Here is a 23289-nt window from a genome sequence, read left to right on the forward strand (position 1 = left end):
TCGTCCGTGGTGGCTACACTCAGCTGCGTTTAGAGGCGAACCACCTCGTCACAACGGGCAATATCCTCAGGACGGTGCGACACCAGAACCGTAGCCACGGAGCTGGAGCGGGTCGCCGCATCCAAGTCAGCCATCAGCGCGCGGGCAGACTCAGCGTCCAGGTGCGCGGTCGGCTCATCCAGCAGCAGCACCGGCGAGTTCACCAGCAGGGCACGAGCCACCGCCAGACGCTGACGCTGACCACCCGACAGGAAGGAACCGCCAGCACCCACCGGGGTGCGCAGGCCCTGAGGCAGAGCGTCAAACCACTCGCCCAGACCCACACGGCGCAGAACCTCAACCAGCTCTTCCTCGCTCGGGCGGTCCGAACGGTCACGAGCCAGCATCAGGTTACCTTCAAGGGTCGACTCGAAAATGTGAGCCGCCTGCGGGCACCACGCCGCGTAGCCGCGCAGCTGCTCGCCCTCCAGGACCTCGCCGGAAGCCAGCACACGGCCGGACTCCAGCGGCAAGAAGCCCAGAACGGTTGCAAGCACCGTAGACTTACCGGAACCGGAGGGGCCGGTCACCGCAGTCCAGGAGCCCGCTCGGGCGTTCATGTTCAGGTCGGTGAAGACCGGGTGGTCCATGCCGGGCCAGCGGGCGGCAGCGTCCTGCAGGCTCAGGGCGGGGTCGGTGACCTTCACGCCAAGCTCCTGCGGGGTACCGCAGCTGACCAGGGTAGGTTCGCCGGGCTTCGGCGGGCGCACAGCCTTAGGTTCCGCCTTAACGCCAGCAGATTCGGGACTAGCAAAACGCTGGGCACGCTGACGGTCTGCCTCCAGCAGCTCCTCCATCTCGGCCTCCGCGCGGGCACGCAAACGCTCAACACGACGCGGCAGAACGTGGGTGTCCACCTCAGCCTCGGTCGGTACGGAACGCTTCAGGGTCGAGGTCGCAACAATACCCTCCAGGGATACGTCACGCACGCTCGGGGCAATCGTCGCGAGCAGGCGGCTGAACGCGGGCCAGGAGCGGACTGCCTCAACATGGCCCAGGGAGCTTTCCAGCATACCGGTGCACAGTAGCACCACAATCGCCGCTTCGGGGGCACGCACGGTGCCGTCAACAGCCAGCGGGTACGCAATGACTGCGCTCGCTAGAGCCGCACCGAACCAGCTCAGGGTCACGAGGGTACGACCCACACCCTGAGCGGTCGAGCCCTTCTGCAGGGCGGAAAGGTTCTCGGCGTTCAGGGCGCCGTTAGCCTTCTCAGCGGTGGTTGCCACGCCGTTAGCGCGCAGGTCCTCAGCCGCCGAGAGCATGCCGGTACCCAGGCGCAGCATCTGCGCGGTGGAGCGGCGAGCCAGTGCCTCCGCACGGGCATCGGCGCGGAGCACAATCCACGGAGCCACAAAAGTGCTGACCAGCACGGCAAGCAGAACCGGAATCAGAGCCTGCGGCAGAATGCACGCGGTCGTAATCAGCGCCGCGGTCATAACCAGCAAGTGCGCAGCCGGCGGAATAATAACGCGCGGCACGCCGTCACGCAGCTCATCAATACCGCCCACGAGGCGTTCGAGCAGCGCGTCACCACGCAGCAGGGCACGCACGCTGCTCACGCTCTGCCATGCGCCAACCCAGGCGCGCAGACGCAGAATATTTGCTGCGGCAAGAACCTTCGAATGGGTCATCAGACGCTCAGCGTAGCGGGCGCAGGCACGACCCAGGCCGAAGAAACGCACACCCACAATGGCGACCATCAGGTACATCATTGCCGGGCCCTCGGCGGCGCGAACAATCAGCCAGCCGGACAGCGCGGTCAGGGCCGCAGCCATCAGGGAGGTAATCGCAGCCATGATTACCGGGCCGGTTGCGGCGCGAACACCAATACCGGTCAGTTCCTTCAGGGTGCGCAGGCTTGTGAACAGGCCGGCAGGCTCGGCTTCCTTGACCTCGGCTGCTGCGGAGGCGCCCGCCGGGGCGGTGCTTTCAGCCTCGTACTCTGCCCGGTCCTTGAGCAGATACGCGGGGGCTTGCGCGGGAACCGCAACGCGGGCGGTGTTCGCTTCGGCGGTCCAGGTGTAGCCCTGGGCGGTCTGCACGGCACGAACGAGGGTGTCGCAACCAGCGGCGAGCTCCTGCTCGTGGGTCACGATCAGCACGGTTGCGCCGAGTTCCGCCAGGCGGTGCAGGGCACGGGTCACCAGGTATGCCGAGTAGGGGTCCAGGTGCGCGGTCGGCTCATCCACCAGGACGGTCAGCACAGTCTGTTCACCGCCCGCACGGTAGATAGCCTCGGCACGAGCCAGGGTGCGTGCCACGGCGAGGCGGCGCGCCTGACCTGCACTGAGGGCACCCGGCTCAAGGGCGGTCAGCTTCTCCATGCCCAGCTGAGCCAGCGGGCCAACCAGCAGCGTGGACTCGGCATCGGTGACGGACAGCTTCTTGGAGTCCATCGCTTCACCGAGCAGAGCGGCTGCACGCTCACGCTCAGCCTCGGTAGCGCTGAGTGCGTAGAGAGCCATTTCGGTCTGCACGGTCGGTGCGGTGAAGACCGGCGACTGCGGAATGACCAGGGTGGTTCCCAGACCGGTCACGCTACCGGTCAAGTGCACAGACTCCTCCGAGCCGGTGGGCACCAGACCCTCACGCACGGCACCGGAGAACACGTTCAGCAGGGTGGACTTACCGCAACCGGATTCACCCATCACGCCGATGACCGCGCCGCGTGCGTCCTGGGCGGTTTCAGTCTGGGCGGTTTCAGTCTGGGTGTTGCCAACGCGACGGTCCAGGTTCAACGACAGGTTAGTCAGCGCGGCAGGACGCGCCGGGTAGCTGACCGACAGGTCCTCAACGGTGATGGTGGAAGGGTGAGCCTTCTGCGCTGCCGAATCCTGTGCAGATGAATCCTGCACATTCGAGTCTGCAGCGGCGGCGGGCAGGGGCGCATCAATAATCTTCTGTGCGCTACGCAGGGCGGCAACGCCGTCCTCCGACTGGTGGTAGGCGGCACCCACATCACGCAGCGGCTGGTAGCATTCGGGAGCCAGCAGCAGCACGAGAATTGCGGTGTCCAGGCCCAGGGTGCCGTTGACCAGGCGCACACCAATCAGCACAGCAATCAACGCCACCGAAATGGTGGTGATGAGCTCCAGTGCAAGCGAAGACATGAAAGCGCTACGCAAAGTCTGCATGGTGCGTTCACGGTAACGCTGACCGAGGGCGTTCATGGAGCGGGTCTGTGCGCGTTCACGGCCCAGACCGATAATGACGGGCAGGCCGCGCACCAGCTCCAGAATATGGTCGGAGAGGCGGTGCAGTTCAGCCTGAGCTTCTGCAGTTTCTTCGCGGGTGTTCTTACCAATCAGGATCATGAACACCGGAATAAGCGGCAGGGTACATGCCAGGACTATGGCACTCATCCAGTCCAGGGACATCACAACGACCCAGAGGATGAACGGCACAATCGCGGTGGACACGAACGCGGTCAGGGTCTTGGTGTAGTAGTCATCCAGGGCGTTCAGGCCGCGGGACAGCAGCACAGCGGTCGCGCCGGTACCTTCGGGGGTGTCTGCGCCACCGGTGGCGAGTACGCGCTTGAGTAGCGAGGAACGAATCTGAGACTTCGCCCCGGAGGCGGCACGCTGCGCGCTCACAGCCAGCAGGTAGTCGGTACCCGAGCGGACAAGCAGGGCAGCCACGACGACCGCAATCAGGCCGGGGGTAATGGTGTCTGTGTCACCGAAGAGCCCGCCGAGGCCGAGCAACCAGCCGCCGTGCGCCTCCAGCTGCGCCTGCGCGGAGCCCGAGAACTCAATGTAGGCGCGGTACACGTCCGGGGCGCTGGTCTCTTTGAGACGCGCGTGCTCGGCGGCAACAGCGGCGAAACCGGCGTGTGCCGCGCGGGCAATAATCACAGCCAGGGCGGCACTGAAAAGCACCGTCGCGAGGGTGTGCACGGCGGTGATAACACCGTACGTGCTGAGGGTTTTACGGGCGTCAGGGCCTAGGGGCGGGTGGCGGTCAGCGCGGTCATTGCGCTTTCCTTCGGTCACCTCTGGTGCCTCAGTGTTCTGATGTTTGTCAGCATGACGCGGTGTGTGCGTTCGACTCACGTGTTGTCCTTAGTCTTCTGCTGTTTTTACCTCCTATCAGTTTAAGGGGTGGGCTATCCAATACCTATTTGACCAGTCAAGTTTCGGATAATTGGCTGGTCCTCACCCAGCGCTAGTTCTAGCCGCGCATCGCATCGGCGGGGCTCTTGCGGGACGCCACCCACGCCGGGTACGCCGAAGATACCAGGCCCGTGAGGGCACCGACCCCCACGCCGAGCACCACGAATCCGGGTGAGAGAACCGCCTGCCAGCCCTGCACAAGCGAAAGAATAATCGTCGCAATCATGCCGGAGCAGGCGCCGATGGAACCACCGAGCACACCGAGCATGACCCCCTCCATGAGGAAGATGCGGGCAATCAGCCATTTACTCGATCCGATGGCGCGGCGCAGCGCAATCTCTGCGGTGCGCGATTGCACAGACAGGTACATGGCGGTTGCCGCAGAGAGGGAGGCGAGCACCAGCAGAATACCGGAGAGCACACCCACGTACAGCCCCAGATCCGAGGCGATAGACGCGCGCAGGCTCTGCAGGTCGGAGGGGGTTTCCACGTTGATCTGGCTGGGTTCAGCGGGCTTGAGGGTCAGCGGAATGGCCTTGGCGACCGCCTTGCCGTAGCCCCGTTCGGTTTCGGCAATGTAGGTCACCTGGCCGCGTCCAGTGCGCTGAAGTGTGCCCGGCGAGACAATGACCGTGTTCCTGAATTCGTAGCCGCTATTGCCGGGGTCGAAAAGGCCGACGACCGGCATCAGCTGGCCGTCCACCCAGATGCTCACACCGGGTGCCACCTGCGGCAGCCCGCCGAGCTTAATACCATACTCGACGGCGGGTAGCTCGCCGGGGCGGGGCTCGGTTGTGGCGTTATCTGCCGCCTTATCTTCGGGGATAATGCCGAGGGCACGGGCAGCGGAGACCGACACAATAGCGCCCGAGAGCTGCTCGGAGCGTTCACGGTCAGCAACGTTCTGCTGGGTGAGGGTCGAGTTCATCTGTTCGAGCGCACGCAGGGTTTCGGGGTTCATGCGGGCACCGATTTGCTCGAGCCGGGTCTTCGAGGTGGAGCTGAGGCCAATCGCCGTTTTGGGTTCGTCCTCGTAGGGGCTGAACCGGGTGATTCGCACGTCGGCGGGTGCCACGCTGCTGACGAATCCGGTGTTCTTCACGTAGTCCAGCGCGCTAATGCGGTCGGCAACGTTCTGCGCGGATTCGCCCTGCCGGTAGGTTCCGAGCATGTTTTGGTCATTGTCCCTGTCGCTGATGTAGAGCGTGGATTGTTCGGATCCGAGCAGGCGCTGGTTCACCTGGTAGCTGGCGGATTCGCTCATGCCGGAGGCGCTGATGAGTCCGCCCACGCCCAGTGCGAAGGACAGGCCCAGCAGCAGGGTGCGTAGCGGTCGTGAGGTGAGCGCGGAGATCGCCTCGATGCTGTCGTCGGTGAGGAAGCTTCCGCGGCGATGCGTAGCGGGCTTCTCCCCCGGTGTGAGGCTGGCGGGAGCTTCTACGGGAGTCTCTACCGTGGTTTCCGCCGGGGTATTCGTTGCAACCGGTGCAACCTCAGTACTCGGCACCTCAGCGACCGGCACCGTAGCCGAGTCGGCGCGGCTCTGCTCGTGCAGCCGCCCATCCTCAATGCGGATCACGCGGCGGGCGGCGGCGGCAACCTCCGGGTCGTGGGTAATCACCAGCACGGTACAGCCGGTCGCGTTAATGCGCTGAAGAATCTCAATGACCTTCGCGCTATTGTGGCTATCCAGGTTGCCGGTGGGCTCGTCGGCAAGAATCAGTGGCGGGCGCGTGGCGAGGGCACGAGCAATGGCGCAACGCTGCTTCTCGCCACCGGAAAGGTAGCGGGTGCGGATGCTGGCGCGATCGCTCAACCCCAGAAATTCTAGGGTTTCTTCGGTGCGTTGCAGGCGCTCGCCGTAGGGTACCCCCTGCACGCGCAGACCCATGGAGGCGTTGGTCGTGCTGGTTTCGTCCAGCAGCATGTTTGATGATTGGAAGATGAAGCCGAGGTGGTCTCGGCGCATTTCGTCGCGTTCTCTGTCGCTGAGTCCTTCCGTGTTTTTGCCGAAGAGGCTGTAGGTTCCACTGGTGGGAGTGTCGAGCAGGCCAATGGCGTTGAGCAGGGTGGATTTACCGGAGCCGGACGGACCAATAATGGCGAGGAATTCGCCGCGTTCGACCACCAGGTCGAGGTGGTCGAGGACTGCTCGTTCGCTCCCCTCGAAAACACGGGTAATGCCGTGCATTTCGATAGCGGGCGCGGTGTTGTACATCGTGTCGGGCGCAACGTCGAGCCTGGCGGCTTCTCCCCTGACTCGCGGGGCTGTCATGCCGTCGGGGGCTCGCTCGGGGATTCTATTACGGCGGCTCATGAGACAAGCACCTTCTGTCCCGCGCTGAGGTTCGCGTTGATTGCGGCGTACCCGCCGGCGGTGCGTAGAACCTCAACGTTGACTCGTTCGGTGGCGGGCGCATCCTTGCTGGTCGAGGTGGAGCTTCCGCCCTTTTCAACAAGCACGTAGGTGCCCTGGGAGTCCTGGCGTACCGCGGTAGTCGGCACGGCGAGGGTGGTTGAGGTGTTGCCCTTACTGGTGATGGATGCGCTCTGCCCCGGAGTGAGCTTGCTCGGGTCGTCGGCGCTGAATCGCACGCTCTTTGCTGCGCCCTTGGAGGGGTCGTTCTGCAGCTCACCAATGCTGGTGATGGTGCCCTCCACACTGCCGGTGGAGGTGCGCAGGCTGATGCGGTCGCCGACCTTGAGCTTATTGGCAACGGAGAGCTCAACGCTGGATTCCACGTAGGGTTCGCTGGTTTCTACACTCGCGATGGGGTTGCCGTCGCTGATGAGCTGGCCGACCGCCGCAACTGCGGTGACGGTGTGGCTTCCGCCGGGCAGAATCGCGTAGTTGTTGCGGGCAATGCTGGTGACCCCTTCGCTGGGCACGCCGGTCAGGTGCGCGCGGTGTAGGCGCGTGACGGCGTCGAGGGTGTCTTCGGTGACGGTGCCGCTCTGAGCGGTGGCGTACCCGGCGGAGTTCAGTGCCTTCTGGAAGGCGAGCACGTCGTCGCCGTTATCGCCCAGGTTGAGGTCGCGGTACAGCGGCAGCGGCCCTTCCAGCACGAAGACGGGGTCGGCACCAATAATGCCGATGAAGTCACCGGCCTTGAGCACGTTACCGGGCTTCTGGTTCTGGTAGACGAGCACCGGCTCACCGTTGGAGCGCGCACTAATCGGGGCGGTCTCCCCAGCCTTGGTGGTTCCGGCAATGGCGAGGCCCTCGCTGACGGTGCGTTCTTCAATCTTCGCCCAGACCGGAATCACGGTTTTCGCCTGCACGGTTGGGTCGGGGCCCGTGGCGGCGTAGCGGGTGCCCAGGTAGAAGGACAGCATGAGCGAGCCGATGGCGAGGATAGCCAGCAGCAGGAGCACGCGGGGTCGGGCGATGCGCTCGCTGAAGCGGTGCCCGCTGTTTTGGTTCTGTGAGTGAGTGGTCATGGCGGTGTCTTTCTGAACTGTGTCAGCGCTGTCTATTTCTCTGCGCTGCCTATTTCTTAGCGCCGTCTTTCGGTGCGCTGTCTTTTAGTGCCCCGGTTTACTGGTGCTCCTGAACGTACTGCTTGAACTTCTCGTCGCGGTCGCGGTCGGCTTGGCGCTCCTGTTCAAGCTGCGACTGGTACTTGCGGATGAGCGGCATCTGATACTGTGCCTCCAGGTCGTAGAGCTGCTTGCTCATGCCGACCTGCTGGTTACATTCGGCCTGGATGGTGGCGATGCGAATCTCTTCTTCGGAGGCGGGCTTGTTGAATCCGTCGTTCTTGCTCAGCTGCTCAGCCAGCGGGGTTTCCTCGGCGACGGAGCCTGCCGAGCGAGGGGTGAGGCCGCGGTCTGAGACGCACTGCTTCCACTTCTCTTCGAGCTCGCGGTGTAGCGTGCTACCGTAAACGGCGTTACCCGCCTCGGTGGAGATACGACTGGATGTGGACTGCCCTTCATTCTCGGGCCTCTTGCCTTCGGGCACCGCGGCGTCCAGGGTCTCGCGGGCCTTGGAGTAGCATTCGGTGCGAAGCTTGTCCTCGGGGCTCATGCTCTCCCCCGAGTTAAAGGAGATGGGGGCGGCGTTGGGGTCACGCTTCTGAAAACCGTACTTCTGGGCGTACTCGACGTTCCAGGGACCGTACTTTCGTCCCAAATCACCGCGGGGTGCGCTTTCAGAATAGGGAGCCTGGATGGTGTAGTTCTGCCCGTGTTCGGCGAAGCACTGCTTCATGGCAATCTGAAAGGCGGTGTGCGCGTAGTTGTTGGTCTCGAAGTACATATACTCGTCCAGGGGCATCTTCACAATGTCCTGCCCCGCGTCAAAGACGGCGTGGACGCTTTCGTCGCGTTCCAGCGGCGGGTTAAAGAGCGAGCATGCGCTCAGCGGGAGCACGCCGATGGCCAGCAGGGCACCCGTGGCGAACAGGCGGCGGCGCGTACCGGTACGAGGGGCGGTTCCGGTGCGGCGGTTGGGGGACTTCATCGTCAAACTCCTTATCGTGAGAGTGAGTTGTACACCACATTACACCTTTTACTCCCTGTCGCGCCCGAATTTCGGGAGGCGTGCAGCAAAAATTTTTGCGCGCCCACTCGCCTGCCGCGAGCTGCATCCTCTGCGAGAATATCCTCTGAGGGAATAGTCCTCTGGGTGGCATAGAAAAATCCCCCGAACTTCTCGAAAGAGAAATCCGGGGGATTTTCAATCAGCTACATGCTACTTGGTCGGCAGTTCAGCCAGTTCGGTAGCGTCGTGAGCCTCGGGGATGTGATCCACGTGCAGACGCTTACGGAAGACCCAGTAGGTCCATGCCTGGTAGACGAACACGACCGGCAGACCAAGGCAGGTCACGAAGGTCATAACGCCCAGGGTGTACTCGGAGCTGGATGCGTTCGCAATGGTGAGCGAGTATGCCGGGTCCAGGGTGGAGGGCAGAACGTTCGGGTACATTGCGGTGAAGATAGCCAGTGCGCCGAATGCGAGGAACACGGACAGACCAGCGAAAGCGCGACCCTCACGGCCACCCTTTGCGGAGATCCAAGCAATCAGAACAGCAACCACAGCCAGGATGGTGCACAGCCAGGAGACGCCGTTACCGGTGGTGAAGTCCAGTGCCAGAACCCATGCAACGATCGGTAGCAGCAGGACGGGAGACCAGCGTACCAGGGTGTTGCGGGCACGGTCACGAATGTCACCATCGGTCTTCAGCGCAACGAAGGCAAGACCCTGAACCAGGGAGAAGCCAACGAAACCCAGACCGCCGAGCAGAACCGGCAGGGAGACCCAAGCGAAGGCGCCGCCGACGCGGTCGCCGTTCTCGTTGATGGGCAGACCCATGGAGGTCAGACCGAGCAGAGCGCCGACGAGCAACGCGATGAAGAAGGAAGAAACAGACAGAGCGATGTTCCAGTTACGGATCCACTTCTCGTCGTTCTTCTTACCGCGGTACTCGATTGCGACCACGCGCAGAATCAGGAAGACCAGCGCGAGGGTCAGAGGAATGTACAGAGCCGAGAAGAGGGCTGCGTACCAGATGGGGAATGCTGCGAAGATAGCAGCACCGCCGGACACAATCCACACCTCGTTACCGTCCCAGACCGGGCCGATGGTGTTCAGCAGCAGACGACGTTCCTTCTCGTTCTTAGTGAACTTGGAACCCATCAGCATGCCGACGCCCAGATCGAAGCCGTCGAGAATCAGGTACATGATGAGGAAGACGCCAATGGCGACAAACCAGAGGGTGGGCAGGCCCGGCTGACCGGCAAAGATATTGAAATCAAAGTTCATGGTGAATCAATCCTTACCCGCCTAGTAGGCGAACTCCAGCACATCGCGCTTGGACTTGTCGTTGGACTCGTCCTCGTGGTGCGACTGAACCAGCTCGGGCATTGCTGCCACGACGCCGGCCTTGACGTACTTAATGAGCAGGTAAACCTCAACCACCATCAGCACGCCGTAGAGCAGGCCCAGGGTGAGCAGGGAGAAGAGGATTTCTTCACCGGAAACACCCGGGGAGATAGCTGCTGCGGTGAACAGGTGGATCGAGGGATCACCCTGAAGGTTCGGAGCCACAACGAAGGGCTGGCGGCCCATTTCGGTGAAGATCCAGCCCAGTGCGATGCCAAAGAAGGGAGCCAGGATAGACCAGACAGCAACGTTCTTGAGCAGCTTGGACTCGGGGACGGTGCCAACGCCCTTCTTACGGGTTACCCACAGGGCGTAGAGGTAGAAGGGCAGAACGATTCCACCGAGGCCCATCATGCCGCGGAAGCCCCAGTAGGAGACCTCGAGGGAGGGCAGGTAGTCAATCTTCTGACCTGCGCGCTGACCGTAGAGCGGGTTGTTGGGCAGGTTGGTGCCGAACTTAGCTTCGTACTCGGGCAGCAGGGTCTGGATGCCCTTCACCGGGGTGTCGAAGTTGTCGTGTGCCAGGAAGGACAGCACGCCGGGAACCTCGATGACGGGGGTGATCTTGTCACAGCTCTGAGCGCCGAGCTCACCGACGGTCAGAACGGAGAAGGAGGTGCCGTCGTGGCACGCAGCTTCTGCAGCAGCCATCTTCAGGGGCTGCTCGTGGATCATCATCTGTGCCTGAATGTGACCGGACGCGCCGATACCTGCGAAGGCGAGGAGGCCCACAACAGCACCCAGGCGCAGGGACTTGAACCAGACCTGGAAGTCGGCCTTGTCGCGTGCGCCCTTGTCGGACTCACCAACAACAACCTTGCCGTCAACGACCTTGTCGATGCCGTCCTTGCGGCGGCGCCACAGCTTGTACCATGCGATACCAACCAGGAAGCCACCGGCAACCTGGATAGCGGAGGTGATGACGTGAGTGAAGGTCACCCATGCGAGGGGGTTCATGAGCACGGCACCGATATCGGTCATACGGGGACGACCGTCAATCATTTCTGCGCCAACGGGGTGCTGCATCCAGGAGTTTGCAACCAGAATGAAGAATGCAGAAATCCAGGAGCCGAGGACTGCCATGAACAGCGAGAATGCGTGTACAGCAGGCTTGAGGCGGTCCCAACCGAAGATCCACAGACCCAGGAAGGTCGACTCAACGAAGAAGGCGAAGAGGCCTTCCATTGCCAGCGGAGCGCCGAAGACGTCGCCGACGAAGCGGGAGTATTCACTCCACGCCATGCCAAACTGGAATTCCTGAACCAGACCGGTGGCCACACCCATTGCGAAGTTAATGAGGTACAGCTTGCCCCAGAACTTCGTCATGCGCTTGTATTCGTCCTTCTTGGTACGAACGTAGCGAATGTACAGGTAGGCCACAACAAGGCCCAGACCCAGAGTCAGCGGAACCATGAAGAAGTGGTAGACGGTGGTAATACCGAACTGCCACCTACCAAAATCAAGGGGATCCATTGATAGGTCCTTACTATGTGTGTACTTAATGTGCATTTGTGCCAGATTTCGGGTAGTCCCCCGCCAATGGAGGGCGTACGAGAGTTACTGACACAGTGTCTCTCATGCTTCTAAGGTACAGGGTTTTCCTGAGGAGCTGTGAGTATGCTGTGCATAGTATGGACGTTTATTGTTTGACGTTTCGCTAAAGGTACGTTGAACATTATCCCCCGGTGTGCGGGTGGATTGAGGGGCGAAACACTGTGGTGCATTGCGGGGTTGCGGGGTAGTTTCGGAACCACGGTGAAACTTTGCATTTTTATATTATTTTTGCAAAATTTTGGTGACAGATTCCCAGAATATGACGGTGGTTCAAGTAGTACTCAAAGCTTAAATTTGCCTAAATTATACCGATTTTACCAAAATTTCCAAGAAATAGTATGACTATTATCACTAAAAAATCATTGAATGCGACACGCCAGCCACCGTGCCCCGCAAGGTGCCTCAAGCTACATATCGATGCTCTCCGCATCCAGCTGATGGGCACCCGCAATGATGAACTCCTTACGCGGAGCCACCTCAGACCCCATCAACAAGGAGAACGCACGCTCGGCAGCCTCCGCATCCTCAATGCGAATACGGCGCAACATACGATGACGCGGATCCATCGTCGTCTCAGCCAGCTGGTCAGCGTCCATCTCACCCAGACCCTTATAACGCTGAATGGATTCCTTATAGGACACACCCTGCTCCTGCAAAGAATCCAAAAGCTCATGCAGCTGCTTCTCCGAGTAGGTGTACACCATCTCATTCGGCTTACCGCGGCGCACCACCTCCACGCGATGCAGAGGCGGAACCGCAGCGTACACGCGACCCGCCTCAATCAGCGGACGCATGTAACGGTAGAACAGAGTCAGCAGCAGGGTACGAATGTGGGCGCCATCCACGTCCGCATCGGTCATCATAATGACCTTGCCGTAGCGAGCAGAGTCCAGATCAAAAGTACGGCCCGAGCCTGCACCGATGACCTGAATCAGCGCCGCACACTCAGCATTCGCGAGTACGTCAGTCACCGAAGCACGCTGAGTGTTCAGGATCTTACCGCGAATCGGCAGCAGAGCCTGATACGAAGAAGAACGCGCCAGACGCGCAGTACCCAGCGCCGAGTCACCCTCCACAATGAACAGCTCAGAATGCTCAACATTGGTCGAACGGCAATCCACCAGCTTAGTGGGCATGGACGAAGACTCCAGCGCGGTCTTACGGCGCTGAGTTTCCTTATGGATGCGCGCCGAGACGCGGGTCTTCATCTCAGAGACGACCTTCTCGCACAGAGCAGTCGCCTGAGCCTTCTCCGCACGGGCGGTCGACTCCAGGCGAGCCTTCAGTGCATCACCCACAACCTTCGACACGATCTGGCGAACCGCCGGGGTACCCAAAATCTCCTTGGTCTGACCCTCAAACTGCGGCTCGGCAAGACGCACGGTCAGCACGGCGGTCAAGCCGGCGAGCACGTCGTCTTTCTCAATCTTGTCGTTACCCACCTTGTACTTGCGGGCATTATCGGCAAGGTGCTTGCGCATCACGCGCAGCAGGCCCTGCTCAAAACCGGTAGTGTGAGTACCGCCCTTGGGGGTGGCAATAATATTCACGAAGCTGCGGACCGTCGTCTCATAGCCAATACCCCAGCGCAGCGCAACGTCCACTTCACAATCGCGCTCCACATCGGTCAGCTGCGAGCGGCCGTCATCGCCCAACACCGGCACGGTCTCAGTGAAAGATCCGCTGCCGCTAAAACGCCAGGTGTCGGTAATACGCTCATCGTGCGCCAGGAACTCGACGAACTCGCTAATGCCGCCGTCGTACTGGAAAACTTCCTCGTGGGGATCCAACTCGCCGGGGGTTCCGGGCAGTCGGCGCTCATCGCGGATGCAAATACGTAGACCCGGTATAAGGAACGCAGTCTGGCGCGCACGAGCAGCTAAATCCTCGTAGCTGAACTTAGCGTCGGGGGTGAAAATCTGCGGGTCAGCCCAATAGCGCACACGGGTGCCGGTTACGCCGCGCTTAGCGCGACCCACAATCTGCAGAGCGTCAGTGCCCTCGGTTGCGGGTGTGAACGGATCTTCGGGCTTGAGAGTGCGGCCGGACTCAAAGTGGCCGGGAATGCCGTGGCGGAAGGACATCTGGTAGGTCTTCGAGCCACGGTCCACCTGCACGTCCAGGCGCGAAGACAGTGCGTTCACCACGGAAGCGCCCACACCGTGCAAACCACCGGACGCGTTATAGGATCCGCCGCCAAACTTACCGCCGGCGTGCAGCTTAGTGAACACGACCTCCACACCGGACAGGCCGGTGCGCGGCTCAATGTCGGTCGGGATACCGCGGCCATCATCACGCACCTCAACCGAACCGTCACGGTACAGAATAACCTGAATTGACTGGCCGAAACCGGCGAGCGCCTCGTCCACCGAGTTATCGATAATCTCCCAAAGGCAGTGCATCAGGCCGCGCGAGTCGGTGGAGCCAATGTACATGCCCGGGCGTTTGCGTACAGCTTCCAGGCCTTCCAGCACGGAGAGGTGACGGGCGGTGTAGTTCGAAGACGCCACGGGAATCCTTTCGGCAAGTGATGACTGTGTGTTCTCTACAGGTGTTCTCTGCAAATATGCTCTGCAGAAGTTTTCAGCACGGCAAGCTCGCGGAAAGGAGAAAAATGCCCCGGGCCTGCGTTCATAGCGGTCTGAGTTTCTATTCTATCGTGGCTTGTTGCCCGCTTCTGCCTGCGCCGTCATGAGGCTCTCTGCACCGCTATGAGGCCCAATATCCGTCTTAGGCTCCGCCGAAAAACTGGGAGCGCTGAGAAGGGGGTGCTGAGAAGGGGGTGCCGAGAAGAGGCGCAAAGAAAGAGTGCAGAGAAGCACCGGCTGCCACTCGCCTATGGAGTAGCAGCCTGTGCGTGGATATCTGAATTTTTAGGGTGTACTTCTGAGGTGCCCACTATGGTCGCCGCATAGCAGTGGCACTGCCCTAGTGAGCTTCACCCGAGGCGCGCGAGGAGCTCTCGTGACGGTTCGTGACCATGATATTGGACTTGAAGTAGAACTCTTCAGGAAGCTCATTCCTGACCGGGCCGTGCGGGAATTCGCTGAGCTTCGGCACGAAGTACCAGTCCATCAGCTCACCACTGCTCTGCTTGAGCACACGGCGTTCCCTCATGGCGTGGCGTACCTTGCGGCGCAGACGCGGGCTGTCTTTCAGGGTGCTGGTGAAGACCCACGGAGTCTCGTAACCTTCGGTGATCGTGCCGAAGGTGATGCGCAGGTTGCCGTTCTCGTCGGCATCCATCGTGAAGTCACCGTCTGCGATATCGGTGAAGGCGAGCATCCAGCTGTGTCGGCGTTCGTAGCTTTCGCGGGTGGTCTGCAGTGCCGCAATGATGCGGTGGTCGACCAGCAGCTCCACCTTGCGTTCGGTGATTTCGCCCAGACGAGCGTAGGAGCCGAAGGCGCGGTTCGCACCGCTGCGGCGAGGCCACTTCGTCACCGCACCGTGCGGCACCTCCCCCGCAAAGGTGAAGGGGCCCCTCATGGTGCCGGGCAGACGCAGACGCTCGAACGGAGCGGTCGGCAGGAAGGTCGTCAGCAGCTGATCTGAGCTGACCGACTTACCCCAGCGCGCCATCTCAAAAATGGTCGGTTCAGGGCCTACAGGGTAGATATGCGGCATCTTGCGACCGAACTCGTCAAAGCCCTCAATAAACTCACCGTTGGAGCTGTATCCAGGCATGGTCGCACCGAGCGGGCGAGTCCACGACCCCGAATACGGCTTGGTCAGGTGCGGGTTCTGCACCGGCAGGATGCTGGTGCGAGCACCCAGGTAGGCGGGCATCCGCGAGAGGTTACGCCAGGCGAACTTCGCGGCAACCGCCTCGCGCCACCACATCGGGCGTTTGCCCGGGGTCTGCCCGCCCAGGCAGTGCATAAGCAGCCAGAATCCAGCCCAGCCGAGGCACCCTGCGGCAACCACCCAGAAAATAATCGTCAGCACAGTGTGCAGGGTTCCGGTCGCCCAGATATTCGTGGCAATCAGGCCCATGAACGCCACCCACGCCGCCATGACATACGGGCCGAGCGTAACCATCGGATCGACCACCTTCACGGCGGCAATGACGCGGCGGTTCAGTCCGCGCCACACGTAGGAGTACGCCCAGCATCCGGCGGCAAGGACGAGTGCCATCAGCAGAAGAAGGATGAGCATCGGTGTGTCTCTTTCGCTGCAGGTTTTTCTACCGCGGTCGGTGACAGCAAGCATCAGGCAGATACACCGTTGACAGATGCCCTGCTGAAAGGCTTTTCAATAGCAAAACTCGCCTGCCGAAGGTACCTTCAGCAGACGAGTTTCTATGGTGTCACTAACCTTGAGGTAAAGCTTCTCTACCCTATTGTGCCTTTAATTGGTATGCCCGTGGGGGATTTTAGGGGAATGCACGAAAAAAATCGCGCCCAACCCCGCGTTTTCACCCATCAGACCGGCGCAGCAAGACCTGCGCAGCGGGACCGGTACAGCAAGACAGGCACAGCGAGTATGCTCTGGCGCCTCAGTGGCGGTTTTAGACGGCGGTTTTAGGAGGTCAGCGCAGCAGCAATCTGAGGAATCAGCGCCTCAAAAGCACGCGCACGGTGGCTAATCGAGTTCTTAATCTCGGCCGGAATCTCAGCGCAAGACTTGTCAACATACTGTCCCTCATAGAGGGCGTTCTCACCGTTCAGCTCCACGGGACGCAGAATCGGGTCGTAGCCGAAGCCGCCCTCCCCCGCCGGTGCGGTCAGCAGATCGCCGGGCAACTCGCCGTACTCGACCGCCTCAAAACCATTCGGGGAGGCAACCGATGCCGCGCAGCAAAACTTCGCGCCACGGTGCTCGGCAGAAATATCGCTCAGTTGAGCCAGCAGCAGGTTCAGGTTCGCGGAGTCATCACCGTGGCGACCCGCCCAGCGCGCCGAGAAAATACCGGGAGCACCATTGAGCACATCCACCGACAGACCGGAATCGTCAGCAATAGCGACCAGGCCGGTTGCCTCGGCAACAGCGCGCGCCTTCAGCAGGGAGTTCTCAGCGAAGGTCACGCCGGTTTCGGGAACATCGGGGGCGTTCACGCTGGAGGCGTCAACTACCTGGGTATCAACGTCCAGGCCGTCAATGCGTCCGCGCAGAATTTCACGCAGTTCCTTGAGCTTGCCCTTATTGTGGCTTGCCAGAACAATCTTTGCGTCTGCCATAGTTTCTCCTTGTCGACGGAAATAGTTACTGGAACGGGTTAGTGTGCCAGTGCTTCACGCTGAATCTGAGCCAGCTCGGCGGTGCCTTCCAGCGCCAGGTCGAGCAGGCTGTTGAGCTCGTCGCGGTCGAAAGGCGCACCCTCGGCGGTGCCCTGAACCTCAACGAACTTGCCGCTGCCGGTGACGACCACGTTCATGTCGGTCTCGGCGCGCACGTCCTCGGTGTAGGGCAGGTCCAGCATGGGGGTGCCGTCAATAATGCCCACCGAAATTGCGGACACCGAATCGATCAGCGGGTTCGCCTTAGCGGGCAGAATCTTCTGCTCCTTCGCCCAAGAAATAGCATCAGCCAGCGCCACGTACGCGCCGGTAATAGAAGCGGTGCGGGTGCCGCCGTCAGCCTGCAGAACGTCACAGTCAAGCACGATGGTGTTCTCGCCCAGCTCATCCATATTGATGACCGCGCGCAGGGAGCGACCAATCAGGCGAGAAATCTCGTGGGTGCGGCCGCCCACGCGGCCCTTCAGCGACTCGCGAGAAGAACGGGTGTTGGTGGCGCGCGGCAGCATCGCGTACTCGGCGGTCACCCAGCCCTTACCTTCGCCCTTAAGCCAGCGCGGCACGCCCTCGGTAAAGGATGCGGTGCACAGCACGCGGGTGTTGCCGAACTCGATGAGGGCGGAACCCTCAGCGTTGCGGGACCAGCCGCGGGTAATGGTGATGGGGCGCAGCTCGTTGAGGGCGCGACCGTCTTCGCGGGTTGCAGTCATGGGTTCTCCTTGAATCTGTCTGCGGAATCTGTGTCTGTCTGTTGAGTCTATGTCGAAAAATGGGCGAGGCTGAGCGCAGTTTGAACTAGTCCAGTTTGTTTTAGCCTAGCTCAGGTTTGGTCTAGTCCAGCTCGGGCTTCGTCTAATCTAGCTCTTCTAGCTCTGGCTTAGGGAGCGCAATCGCGGTGTTCAGCGGCGGATCGAGCACCTCCACCACGTTCAGGGTGGACGTGACCGGGTGAGCCTCCGTCGGGCGCGGGTAGATGCGGTAGCTTGCCGCCATTTCGGCAATGCCGACCGGTCCGGAGAAGGCGCTACGCGCCTCCGCATAGGCGATGTCCGGGTCGTTCCACACGGGCAGGTGGGTCAGCAACAGGTTACGCACGCCCGCCTCCGTGGCAGCCTCGCCGGCGCGCTTGCCGGTCAGGTGAATACCGCGCAGGGCGTCGTCGCGACCCTCCTGGTAGGCTGCCTCGCAGAGGAACAGGTCAGCGCCGCGTGCAGCCTTGACCAGGCCCTCGCACAGGTCGGTATCGCCCGAGTACGAGAACACGGTGTGGCCCTCGCGGTCGTTGCAGGTGATGCGCAGCGCGTACGGGTCCTTCGAGGGGTGAACCACGCGGAACGGCTCCACGCGGAAGGGACCGATCTGCACGGGCTCACCCTCAGTCCAGGTGTGGTACTCGAACTCGGTGCTCATGCCCGGGTCCGGGTCTAGGCCGTGAGTCGCCGAAAGGTACTCGTTAATCGCGGCGGGACCGTACAGCGGAATGCGACCCTTGGGCCATCCGCGCGGATCCCACTTGACCGCCACGTGCATACCGGACAGGTCGATGCAGTGGTCCGGGTGCAGGTGCGAAATCAGAATCGCGTCGATATCGCTCAGGTCGATGTGGCGCTGGAGCATGCCGAGGGAGCCGTTGCCCATGTCCATGATGATGCGCCAGGTTCGACCCGCAAAGTCCGTGGCGGTGAGCATGTAGCAACTAGCCGGTGAGACGGGGCCGGGAAATGAGCCCGTGCAACCGATAACGGTTAGACGCATGAGGTGTCGTCCTTAGGGGTGGTGCCGGAAAATTCGGTGTCCGCGACAGTGTGTACTGCCTCTGCAGGATCTGCCGATTCGTCGAGGGTAATGCTGCGGTGTGCCGCAAGCATTTCAGGGGTGAGTGCCGCCAGCGAGCCGGTCGGGTAGCGTTCCGCCACGGAGCTGGTGTGGCGAACGTTGGTAACCTCGGGGCCGAGGAATCGGCGCGCCAGGTGCGAGAACGTCTCAGATTCGCCGGTAGCGAGGAATTCGTGGTGCGGGTTTTCCTCGGGGACCGGGCTTTCAATGGCATGGTTGAGCAGTTCGCGGTACACGTCCTTCGCGGTCTCATCCGCGGAGGAAACCAGGGTGACATCCTCACCCATAATGTAGGAAATCACGCCGGTCAGTAGCGGGTAGTGGGTACAGCCGAGCACGAGGGTGTCCACGCCGGCATCCTTGAGCGGCTGCAGGTACTCGCGGGCGGTCTCCAGCAGCTCGGGGCCGGAGGTAATGCCCTTCTCCACGAACTCCACGAAGCGCGGGCACGCCACCGAGTACACCTCAAGGTTCGGGGTAATCGCGAAAGTGTCCTCGTAGGCGCGGGAGGTGACGGTCGCCTCGGTCGCAATCACGCCGATCTTGCGGTTGCGGGTTGCGGCGAGCGCACGGCGGGCGGCGGGCTGAATCACCTCGATGACGGGGATGCTGTACTGGCGGGTGTAGCGTTCGCGGGCGTCGCGGAGCACCGCTGCGGAGGCGGTGTTGCAGGCGATGACGAGCATTTTCACGCCGGAGTCGACGAGTTCGTCCATGATGCGCAGGGCGTTGGCGCGTACTTCTGCGATTTTGAGGGGGCCGTAGGGGCCGTGGGCGGTGTCACCGACGTAGATGATGCGTTCGTGAGGCAGCTGGTCCATGATGGCGCGTGCCACGGTGAGTCCGCCAACGCCGGAGTCGAAGACGCCGATGGGTGCCGCGGCGGTGGGGCCTACGGGCGCAGGGCTTCCCCAGGGGGTGCGGGCACGGTAGGGATTTGTTGCGTCGATGCTGTCACTCATGTGTCACCTACACTTCGTTATCGGTCGGGTACCACGTTCTATGCTAACTCGCTAAGGTTACCCTTTTAGCCCGTTGAGCGGTTAGATGAGTCGAGAACCACCATTATGTGGTTGTATATGACGGTAGTTTGAAGGGTTATTCGAAAAATTCGTTCTATTCTTGCTCTTTTTCCCCGCTAAATACTCCGCCGGACTTTTCCTCTTCTTCGTCGTCCAGGTTCTCGAGCATGGCGAGCATGAGCGAGTCCTGAACCCAGGAGACGAAGTTGTACACCACAGCCATGTACTCTTCTTGAGTCTTAATTTCGGAAGGGTCGGTGAACGCCGCAATATCTTCTGCGGTGTCTTCGTCCACGATGTAGAGGCGGTCGGCGAGCACCAGGCGAATATCACCGAGCGCGGCAGCCCATGCGCGGGCGTGTTCTTCGTTCAGGCGCAGGTCGCTGGACTCAATGTCGAAGGCGAGCATGGCGAGGTTCGCGCGTTTGGTTTCGCGCAGGTCGCGTTCGGTGTAGCGGCGGTATTCGGTGGCGGTCTCGTCGTTACTGCTTGCGTCGGGGAGCAGGCGTGCTACGGCACTGTCGGCGGGGATGGTGGGGTTTTCGGTGATGCCGACCAGCGCCTCCAGCGGGTCGACGGTGCCGCCGTCGACGGTGGTATCTGCCGGGCGCAGTAGCGCGCGCACGTCTTCGGCAAGTTCGCGGATCAGGTCGCGTTCGGCGGGTTCGAAGGAGGCGGTGTAGCCTCCGGGTGTGCGGCGGAAGGGTCGCGCCATTAGTTTTCTACTTTCTCGAAGGTTGCCAGCAGGCCCCAGGCGTGCATTGCCTGGGTGTGTTTTTCGGCGTCTTCGCGTGAACCGATGAAGACGACTGCCTTGCCGTTGTTGTGTACCTGCAACATGAGCTCTTCTGCGCGGGCGCGGGAGTAGCCAAAGTGGCTGCGGAAGACGTAGGACACGTAGGTCATGAGGTTGACGGGGTCATTCCAGACGATGACTTTCCAGGGGGTGTCTGTGGCGAGGATGTTCTCCAGGGCGGTGTCGAGGTCGGTGTCCTCGAGGGTTCCGGTGGAGAGGGTCACGGCGGTAGTGTTCATTGTTTTTTTCCTTTGCGGCCGGTTCCCTTTGATTATACGGGCGGGTATGTGTTGCCCCTGTGTTACTCCGATGTTGCTCCGGCGTTCCTCCCGCGCCACTGCGGTATTTGTCCTGTACTGCTCCCGTACAGAGTGCTGGTAATTTGTCATACTACAGCACTTAGAGTCAATAATACTTTATGTAGTGATTGACACGCCGGCTCAAGAGGAAAAATGTCCTAATCCCCCACTACAATAAACACATGGCTACTACTTCCCTTCTCACCGATCACTACGAACTGACCATGCTCCAGGCGGCACTCGCCTCCGGCGCAGCCAACCGTAAGTGCACCTTCGAAGTCTTCACCCGCCGCCTGCCCGCAGGCCGCCGCTACGGCGTCCTCGCAGGCCCCGGCCGATTCCTCGAAGGCCTCGCAGACTTCCGCTTCACCGACGAAGAACTCTCCTTCCTCGCCTCCCGCAACATCGTCAACAAAGAAACCCTCTCCTACCTCGAATCCTTCACCTTCAGCGGCAACATCCGCGGTTACGCAGAAGGCGAAGCATTCTTCCCCCACTCCCCCGTCATGCAGGTCGAAGGCACCTTCGCCGAAGCGTGCGTCCTCGAAACCTACCTACTGTCCATCCTGAACTTTGACTCCGCCGTGGCGAGCGCCGCCTCCCGCATGAGCGCATCCGCTGGCAACCGCCCCTGCCTCGAAATGGGTTCGCGCCGCGCCCACGAACGCGCCGCCGTCTCCGCTGCACGCGCCGCCATTATCGCAGGCTTCGCGGGCACCTCCAACCTGGAGGCTGGCCTGCGCTACGGCCTGCACACCATCGGCACCAGCGCCCACGCCTTCACCCTGCTGCACGACAGCGAACATGAAGCGTTCGAGGCCCAGTTGCGTTCCCTCGGCGCCCGCACCACCCTGCTCGTCGACACCTACAACGTGGACGAGGCGGTCCGCCTCGGCGTGGAACTCGCTGGCGAAGAGCTTGGCGGCGTGCGCCTGGACTCCGGCGACCTGGTCGCCACCGCGGCACGTGTGCGTGAACTGCTCGACTCGCTTGGCAACACCCACACCAAGATCACGGTCACCAGCGACCTGGACGAGTACGCCATCGCATCCCTGGCGGCAGCACCCGTGGATTCCTACGGTGTGGGCACCAAGTTGGTCACCGGCTCAGGCGCGCCGACCTCCTCCATGGTGTACAAGGTCGTTGAGCGTGAGAACTCCGCCGGCGAAATGCAGCCGGTCGCTAAGGCGTCGGCTGGCAAGGTGTCCATCGGTGGCGCCAAGCGTGCGGCCCGCCGCCTCAACGGCATGGGCATTGCGACCGCCGAGGTTCTGGGCACCCACGAGGACCCGAGCCTGCTCGAGGGCACCCGCCCGCTCATGGTGGACTTCGTCCGCAACGGCGAGCTGCTCCCCGGCTTCACCGGCGAGGAAGGCGTGCGCCGCGCTACCTCCCGCCACGCAGCATCCCTGGCGGAACTTCCCGAAGCTGCCCGCCGCCTCTCGGAGGGTGAGCCGATCATTCCGACCGAATTTATCTAAACCACCCTTCTGAGATACTGTTTTCACCTGGTGAATCAGAGTGAAAACTCATTCCTATTTGCAAAGGAAAGACATGTCTAAGGCACTGATTATTGTTGACGTGCAGAACGATTTCTGCGCCGGCGGCACCCTCGCCACCGAGCGCGGTGCGGACGTTGCCGCGCTGATTAGCGAATACGTGGAGAACAACCATCACCGCTACGACGCGATTGTCGCCACCCAGGACTGGCATATCGCTCCGGGCTCGCACTTCTCTGACACCCCCGACTACGTTGACTCCTGGCCGGTGCACTGCGTCGCCAAGAGCGAAGGCGCGCAGATTCACGAGAACCTGGACACCGACTACATTGAGGCGTACTTCCGCAAGGGCCGCTTCGAAGCAGCGTACTCGGGTTTTGAGGGTCTTCTTGCCCCCGAGGACGAGGTTGCAACCGGCGAACACGAGCCCGGTGCGGATGCGTCCGAGGATGGCCCGCAGACTCCTCTGTCGGAGTGGCTGGATGAGCGCGGTATCGAGTTTGTTGATATTGTCGGTATTGCCACCGATTATTGCGTGTCGGCAACCGCTCGCGATGCGGTCGATGCAGGCTATGGGACTCGCGTTCTGGTTGACCTGACCGCGCCCGTGCATGAGGACAAGCTCGACGATGTGGTTGCTGAGCTTGAAGATGAGGGCGTTGAGGTGAGTGAGGTTCTCTAACCTCCACTATCCCTGTAGGTAACTCGCCATTTCAGGCGGGCGTTGAATATACAGAGACGTTGAAGATACAGAGGCGGGGGGGGGGGGGGGGGGGGGGGGGGGGGGGGCGGGGGGGGGGGGGGCGGGGGGCGGGGGGGGGGGGGGGGGGGGGGGGGGGGCCGCGGGGGGGGGGGGGGGGGGGGGGGGGGGGGGGGGGGGCGGGGGGGGCGGGGGGGGGGGGCGGGGGGGGGGGGGGGCGGCGGGCGGGGGGGGGGGGGGGGGGGGGGGGGGGGGAGGGGGGGGGGGCGCCCCGGGGCGCGCGCGCGACCGGACGGGGG

General features: G+C 61.9%; 16 protein-coding genes. 2 read left to right on the plus strand and 14 right to left on the minus strand.

From position 1 onward, the window contains the following. Nucleotides 1-29: 29 nt before the first annotated feature. From NML54_RS07890 to clpS, 14 genes are all read right to left on the minus strand, one after another. Complete coding sequence (locus tag NML54_RS07890) at nucleotides 30-4037, minus strand: thiol reductant ABC exporter subunit CydD/CydC (protein ID WP_254757286.1); 4008 nt, start codon at nucleotides 4035-4037, stop codon at nucleotides 30-32. Nucleotides 4038-4215: 178 nt separating this feature from the next. Next, nucleotides 4216-6474: an ABC transporter ATP-binding protein/permease gene (locus NML54_RS07895; protein WP_254757288.1), complete on the minus strand. Its 2259-nt coding sequence runs from the start codon at nucleotides 6472-6474 to the stop codon at nucleotides 4216-4218. Beyond that, on the minus strand, nucleotides 6471-7598 hold the full coding sequence (locus NML54_RS07900) for an efflux RND transporter periplasmic adaptor subunit (protein ID WP_254757290.1): 1128 nt from the start codon (nucleotides 7596-7598) through the stop codon (nucleotides 6471-6473). The genes NML54_RS07895 and NML54_RS07900 overlap by 4 nt, the downstream gene beginning before the upstream one ends. Nucleotides 7599-7695: 97 nt before the next feature. Further along, nucleotides 7696-8622 carry a multidrug transporter gene (locus tag NML54_RS07905; protein ID WP_254757292.1) on the minus strand — a complete coding sequence of 309 codons (927 nt, stop codon included), beginning with the start codon at nucleotides 8620-8622 and terminating at the stop codon, nucleotides 7696-7698. Between the two features lie 231 nt (nucleotides 8623-8853). Next, nucleotides 8854-9924, minus strand: a complete 1071-nt coding sequence (gene cydB, locus NML54_RS07910; RefSeq protein WP_254757294.1) for a cytochrome d ubiquinol oxidase subunit II — start codon at nucleotides 9922-9924, stop codon at nucleotides 8854-8856. A 21-nt stretch (nucleotides 9925-9945) separates the two neighbouring features. Then, a complete protein-coding gene (locus tag NML54_RS07915; protein ID WP_254757296.1) occupies nucleotides 9946-11517 on the minus strand; it encodes a cytochrome ubiquinol oxidase subunit I in 1572 nt (523 codons plus the stop codon). A gap of 488 nt (nucleotides 11518-12005) precedes the next feature. Beyond that, nucleotides 12006-14108, minus strand: a complete 2103-nt coding sequence (locus tag NML54_RS07920; RefSeq protein ID WP_254757297.1) for a DNA gyrase/topoisomerase IV subunit B — start codon at nucleotides 14106-14108, stop codon at nucleotides 12006-12008. 418 nt (nucleotides 14109-14526) lie between these two features. Then, nucleotides 14527-15756: an RDD family protein gene (locus NML54_RS07925; protein ID WP_254757298.1), complete on the minus strand. Its 1230-nt coding sequence runs from the start codon at nucleotides 15754-15756 to the stop codon at nucleotides 14527-14529. A 365-nt stretch (nucleotides 15757-16121) separates the two neighbouring features. Then, complete coding sequence (locus tag NML54_RS07930; protein ID WP_254757300.1) at nucleotides 16122-16778, minus strand: non-canonical purine NTP pyrophosphatase; 657 nt, start codon at nucleotides 16776-16778, stop codon at nucleotides 16122-16124. 38 nt (nucleotides 16779-16816) lie between these two features. After that, on the minus strand, nucleotides 16817-17548 hold the full coding sequence (gene rph, locus NML54_RS07935) for a ribonuclease PH (protein ID WP_005506419.1): 732 nt from the start codon (nucleotides 17546-17548) through the stop codon (nucleotides 16817-16819). A gap of 142 nt (nucleotides 17549-17690) precedes the next feature. Further along, entirely contained in the window at nucleotides 17691-18593 is a 903-nt protein-coding gene (locus tag NML54_RS07940) for an MBL fold metallo-hydrolase (RefSeq protein ID WP_254757302.1), read from the minus strand. After that, nucleotides 18584-19636 carry a glutamate racemase gene (gene murI / locus NML54_RS07945; RefSeq protein WP_254757304.1) on the minus strand — a complete coding sequence of 351 codons (1053 nt, stop codon included), beginning with the start codon at nucleotides 19634-19636 and terminating at the stop codon, nucleotides 18584-18586. The genes NML54_RS07940 and murI overlap by 10 nt, the downstream gene beginning before the upstream one ends. Nucleotides 19637-19790: 154 nt before the next feature. Then, nucleotides 19791-20411, minus strand: a complete 621-nt coding sequence (locus tag NML54_RS07950; protein ID WP_254757306.1) for a DUF2017 domain-containing protein — start codon at nucleotides 20409-20411, stop codon at nucleotides 19791-19793. After that, on the minus strand, nucleotides 20411-20731 hold the full coding sequence (clpS, locus tag NML54_RS07955) for an ATP-dependent Clp protease adapter ClpS (RefSeq protein WP_254757308.1): 321 nt from the start codon (nucleotides 20729-20731) through the stop codon (nucleotides 20411-20413). Before clpS ends, NML54_RS07950 begins: the two co-directional genes overlap by 1 nt. Before the next feature lie 242 nt (nucleotides 20732-20973). Between clpS and NML54_RS07960 the strand changes: the two genes are divergently transcribed. Continuing rightward, a complete protein-coding gene (locus NML54_RS07960) occupies nucleotides 20974-22272 on the plus strand; it encodes a nicotinate phosphoribosyltransferase (protein WP_254757310.1) in 1299 nt (432 codons plus the stop codon). Between the two features lie 73 nt (nucleotides 22273-22345). Next, entirely contained in the window at nucleotides 22346-22972 is a 627-nt protein-coding gene (locus NML54_RS07965) for an isochorismatase family protein (protein ID WP_254757312.1), read from the plus strand. The last annotated feature ends 317 nt before the right edge of the window (nucleotides 22973-23289 follow it).

Source organism: Rothia gullae (assembly GCF_024294905.1).
Lineage (GTDB): Bacteria > Actinomycetota > Actinomycetes > Actinomycetales > Micrococcaceae > Rothia.

What these genes read in the sequence shown, in the direction of transcription:
- NML54_RS07895 (WP_254757288.1), bottom strand. Translation starts at nt 6,474, where the DNA reads ATGAGCCGCCGTAATAGAATCCCCGAGCGAGCCCCCGACGGCATGACA.
- NML54_RS07900 (WP_254757290.1), bottom strand. Translation starts at nt 7,598, where the DNA reads ATGACCACTCACTCACAGAACCAAAACAGCGGGCACCGCTTCAGCGAG.
- NML54_RS07905 (WP_254757292.1), bottom strand. Translation starts at nt 8,622, where the DNA reads ATGAAGTCCCCCAACCGCCGCACCGGAACCGCCCCTCGTACCGGTACG.
- cydB (WP_254757294.1), bottom strand. Translation starts at nt 9,924, where the DNA reads ATGAACTTTGATTTCAATATCTTTGCCGGTCAGCCGGGCCTGCCCACC.
- NML54_RS07915 (WP_254757296.1), bottom strand. Translation starts at nt 11,517, where the DNA reads ATGGATCCCCTTGATTTTGGTAGGTGGCAGTTCGGTATTACCACCGTC.
- NML54_RS07925 (WP_254757298.1), bottom strand. Translation starts at nt 15,756, where the DNA reads ATGCTCATCCTTCTTCTGCTGATGGCACTCGTCCTTGCCGCCGGATGC.
- NML54_RS07930 (WP_254757300.1), bottom strand. Translation starts at nt 16,778, where the DNA reads ATGGCAGACGCAAAGATTGTTCTGGCAAGCCACAATAAGGGCAAGCTC.
- rph (WP_005506419.1), bottom strand. Translation starts at nt 17,548, where the DNA reads ATGACTGCAACCCGCGAAGACGGTCGCGCCCTCAACGAGCTGCGCCCC.
- NML54_RS07940 (WP_254757302.1), bottom strand. Translation starts at nt 18,593, where the DNA reads ATGCGTCTAACCGTTATCGGTTGCACGGGCTCATTTCCCGGCCCCGTC.
- murI (WP_254757304.1), bottom strand. Translation starts at nt 19,636, where the DNA reads ATGAGTGACAGCATCGACGCAACAAATCCCTACCGTGCCCGCACCCCC.
- NML54_RS07950 (WP_254757306.1), bottom strand. Translation starts at nt 20,411, where the DNA reads ATGGCGCGACCCTTCCGCCGCACACCCGGAGGCTACACCGCCTCCTTC.
- clpS (WP_254757308.1), bottom strand. Translation starts at nt 20,731, where the DNA reads ATGAACACTACCGCCGTGACCCTCTCCACCGGAACCCTCGAGGACACC.
- NML54_RS07960 (WP_254757310.1), top strand. Translation starts at nt 20,974, where the DNA reads ATGGCTACTACTTCCCTTCTCACCGATCACTACGAACTGACCATGCTC.
- NML54_RS07965 (WP_254757312.1), top strand. Translation starts at nt 22,346, where the DNA reads ATGTCTAAGGCACTGATTATTGTTGACGTGCAGAACGATTTCTGCGCC.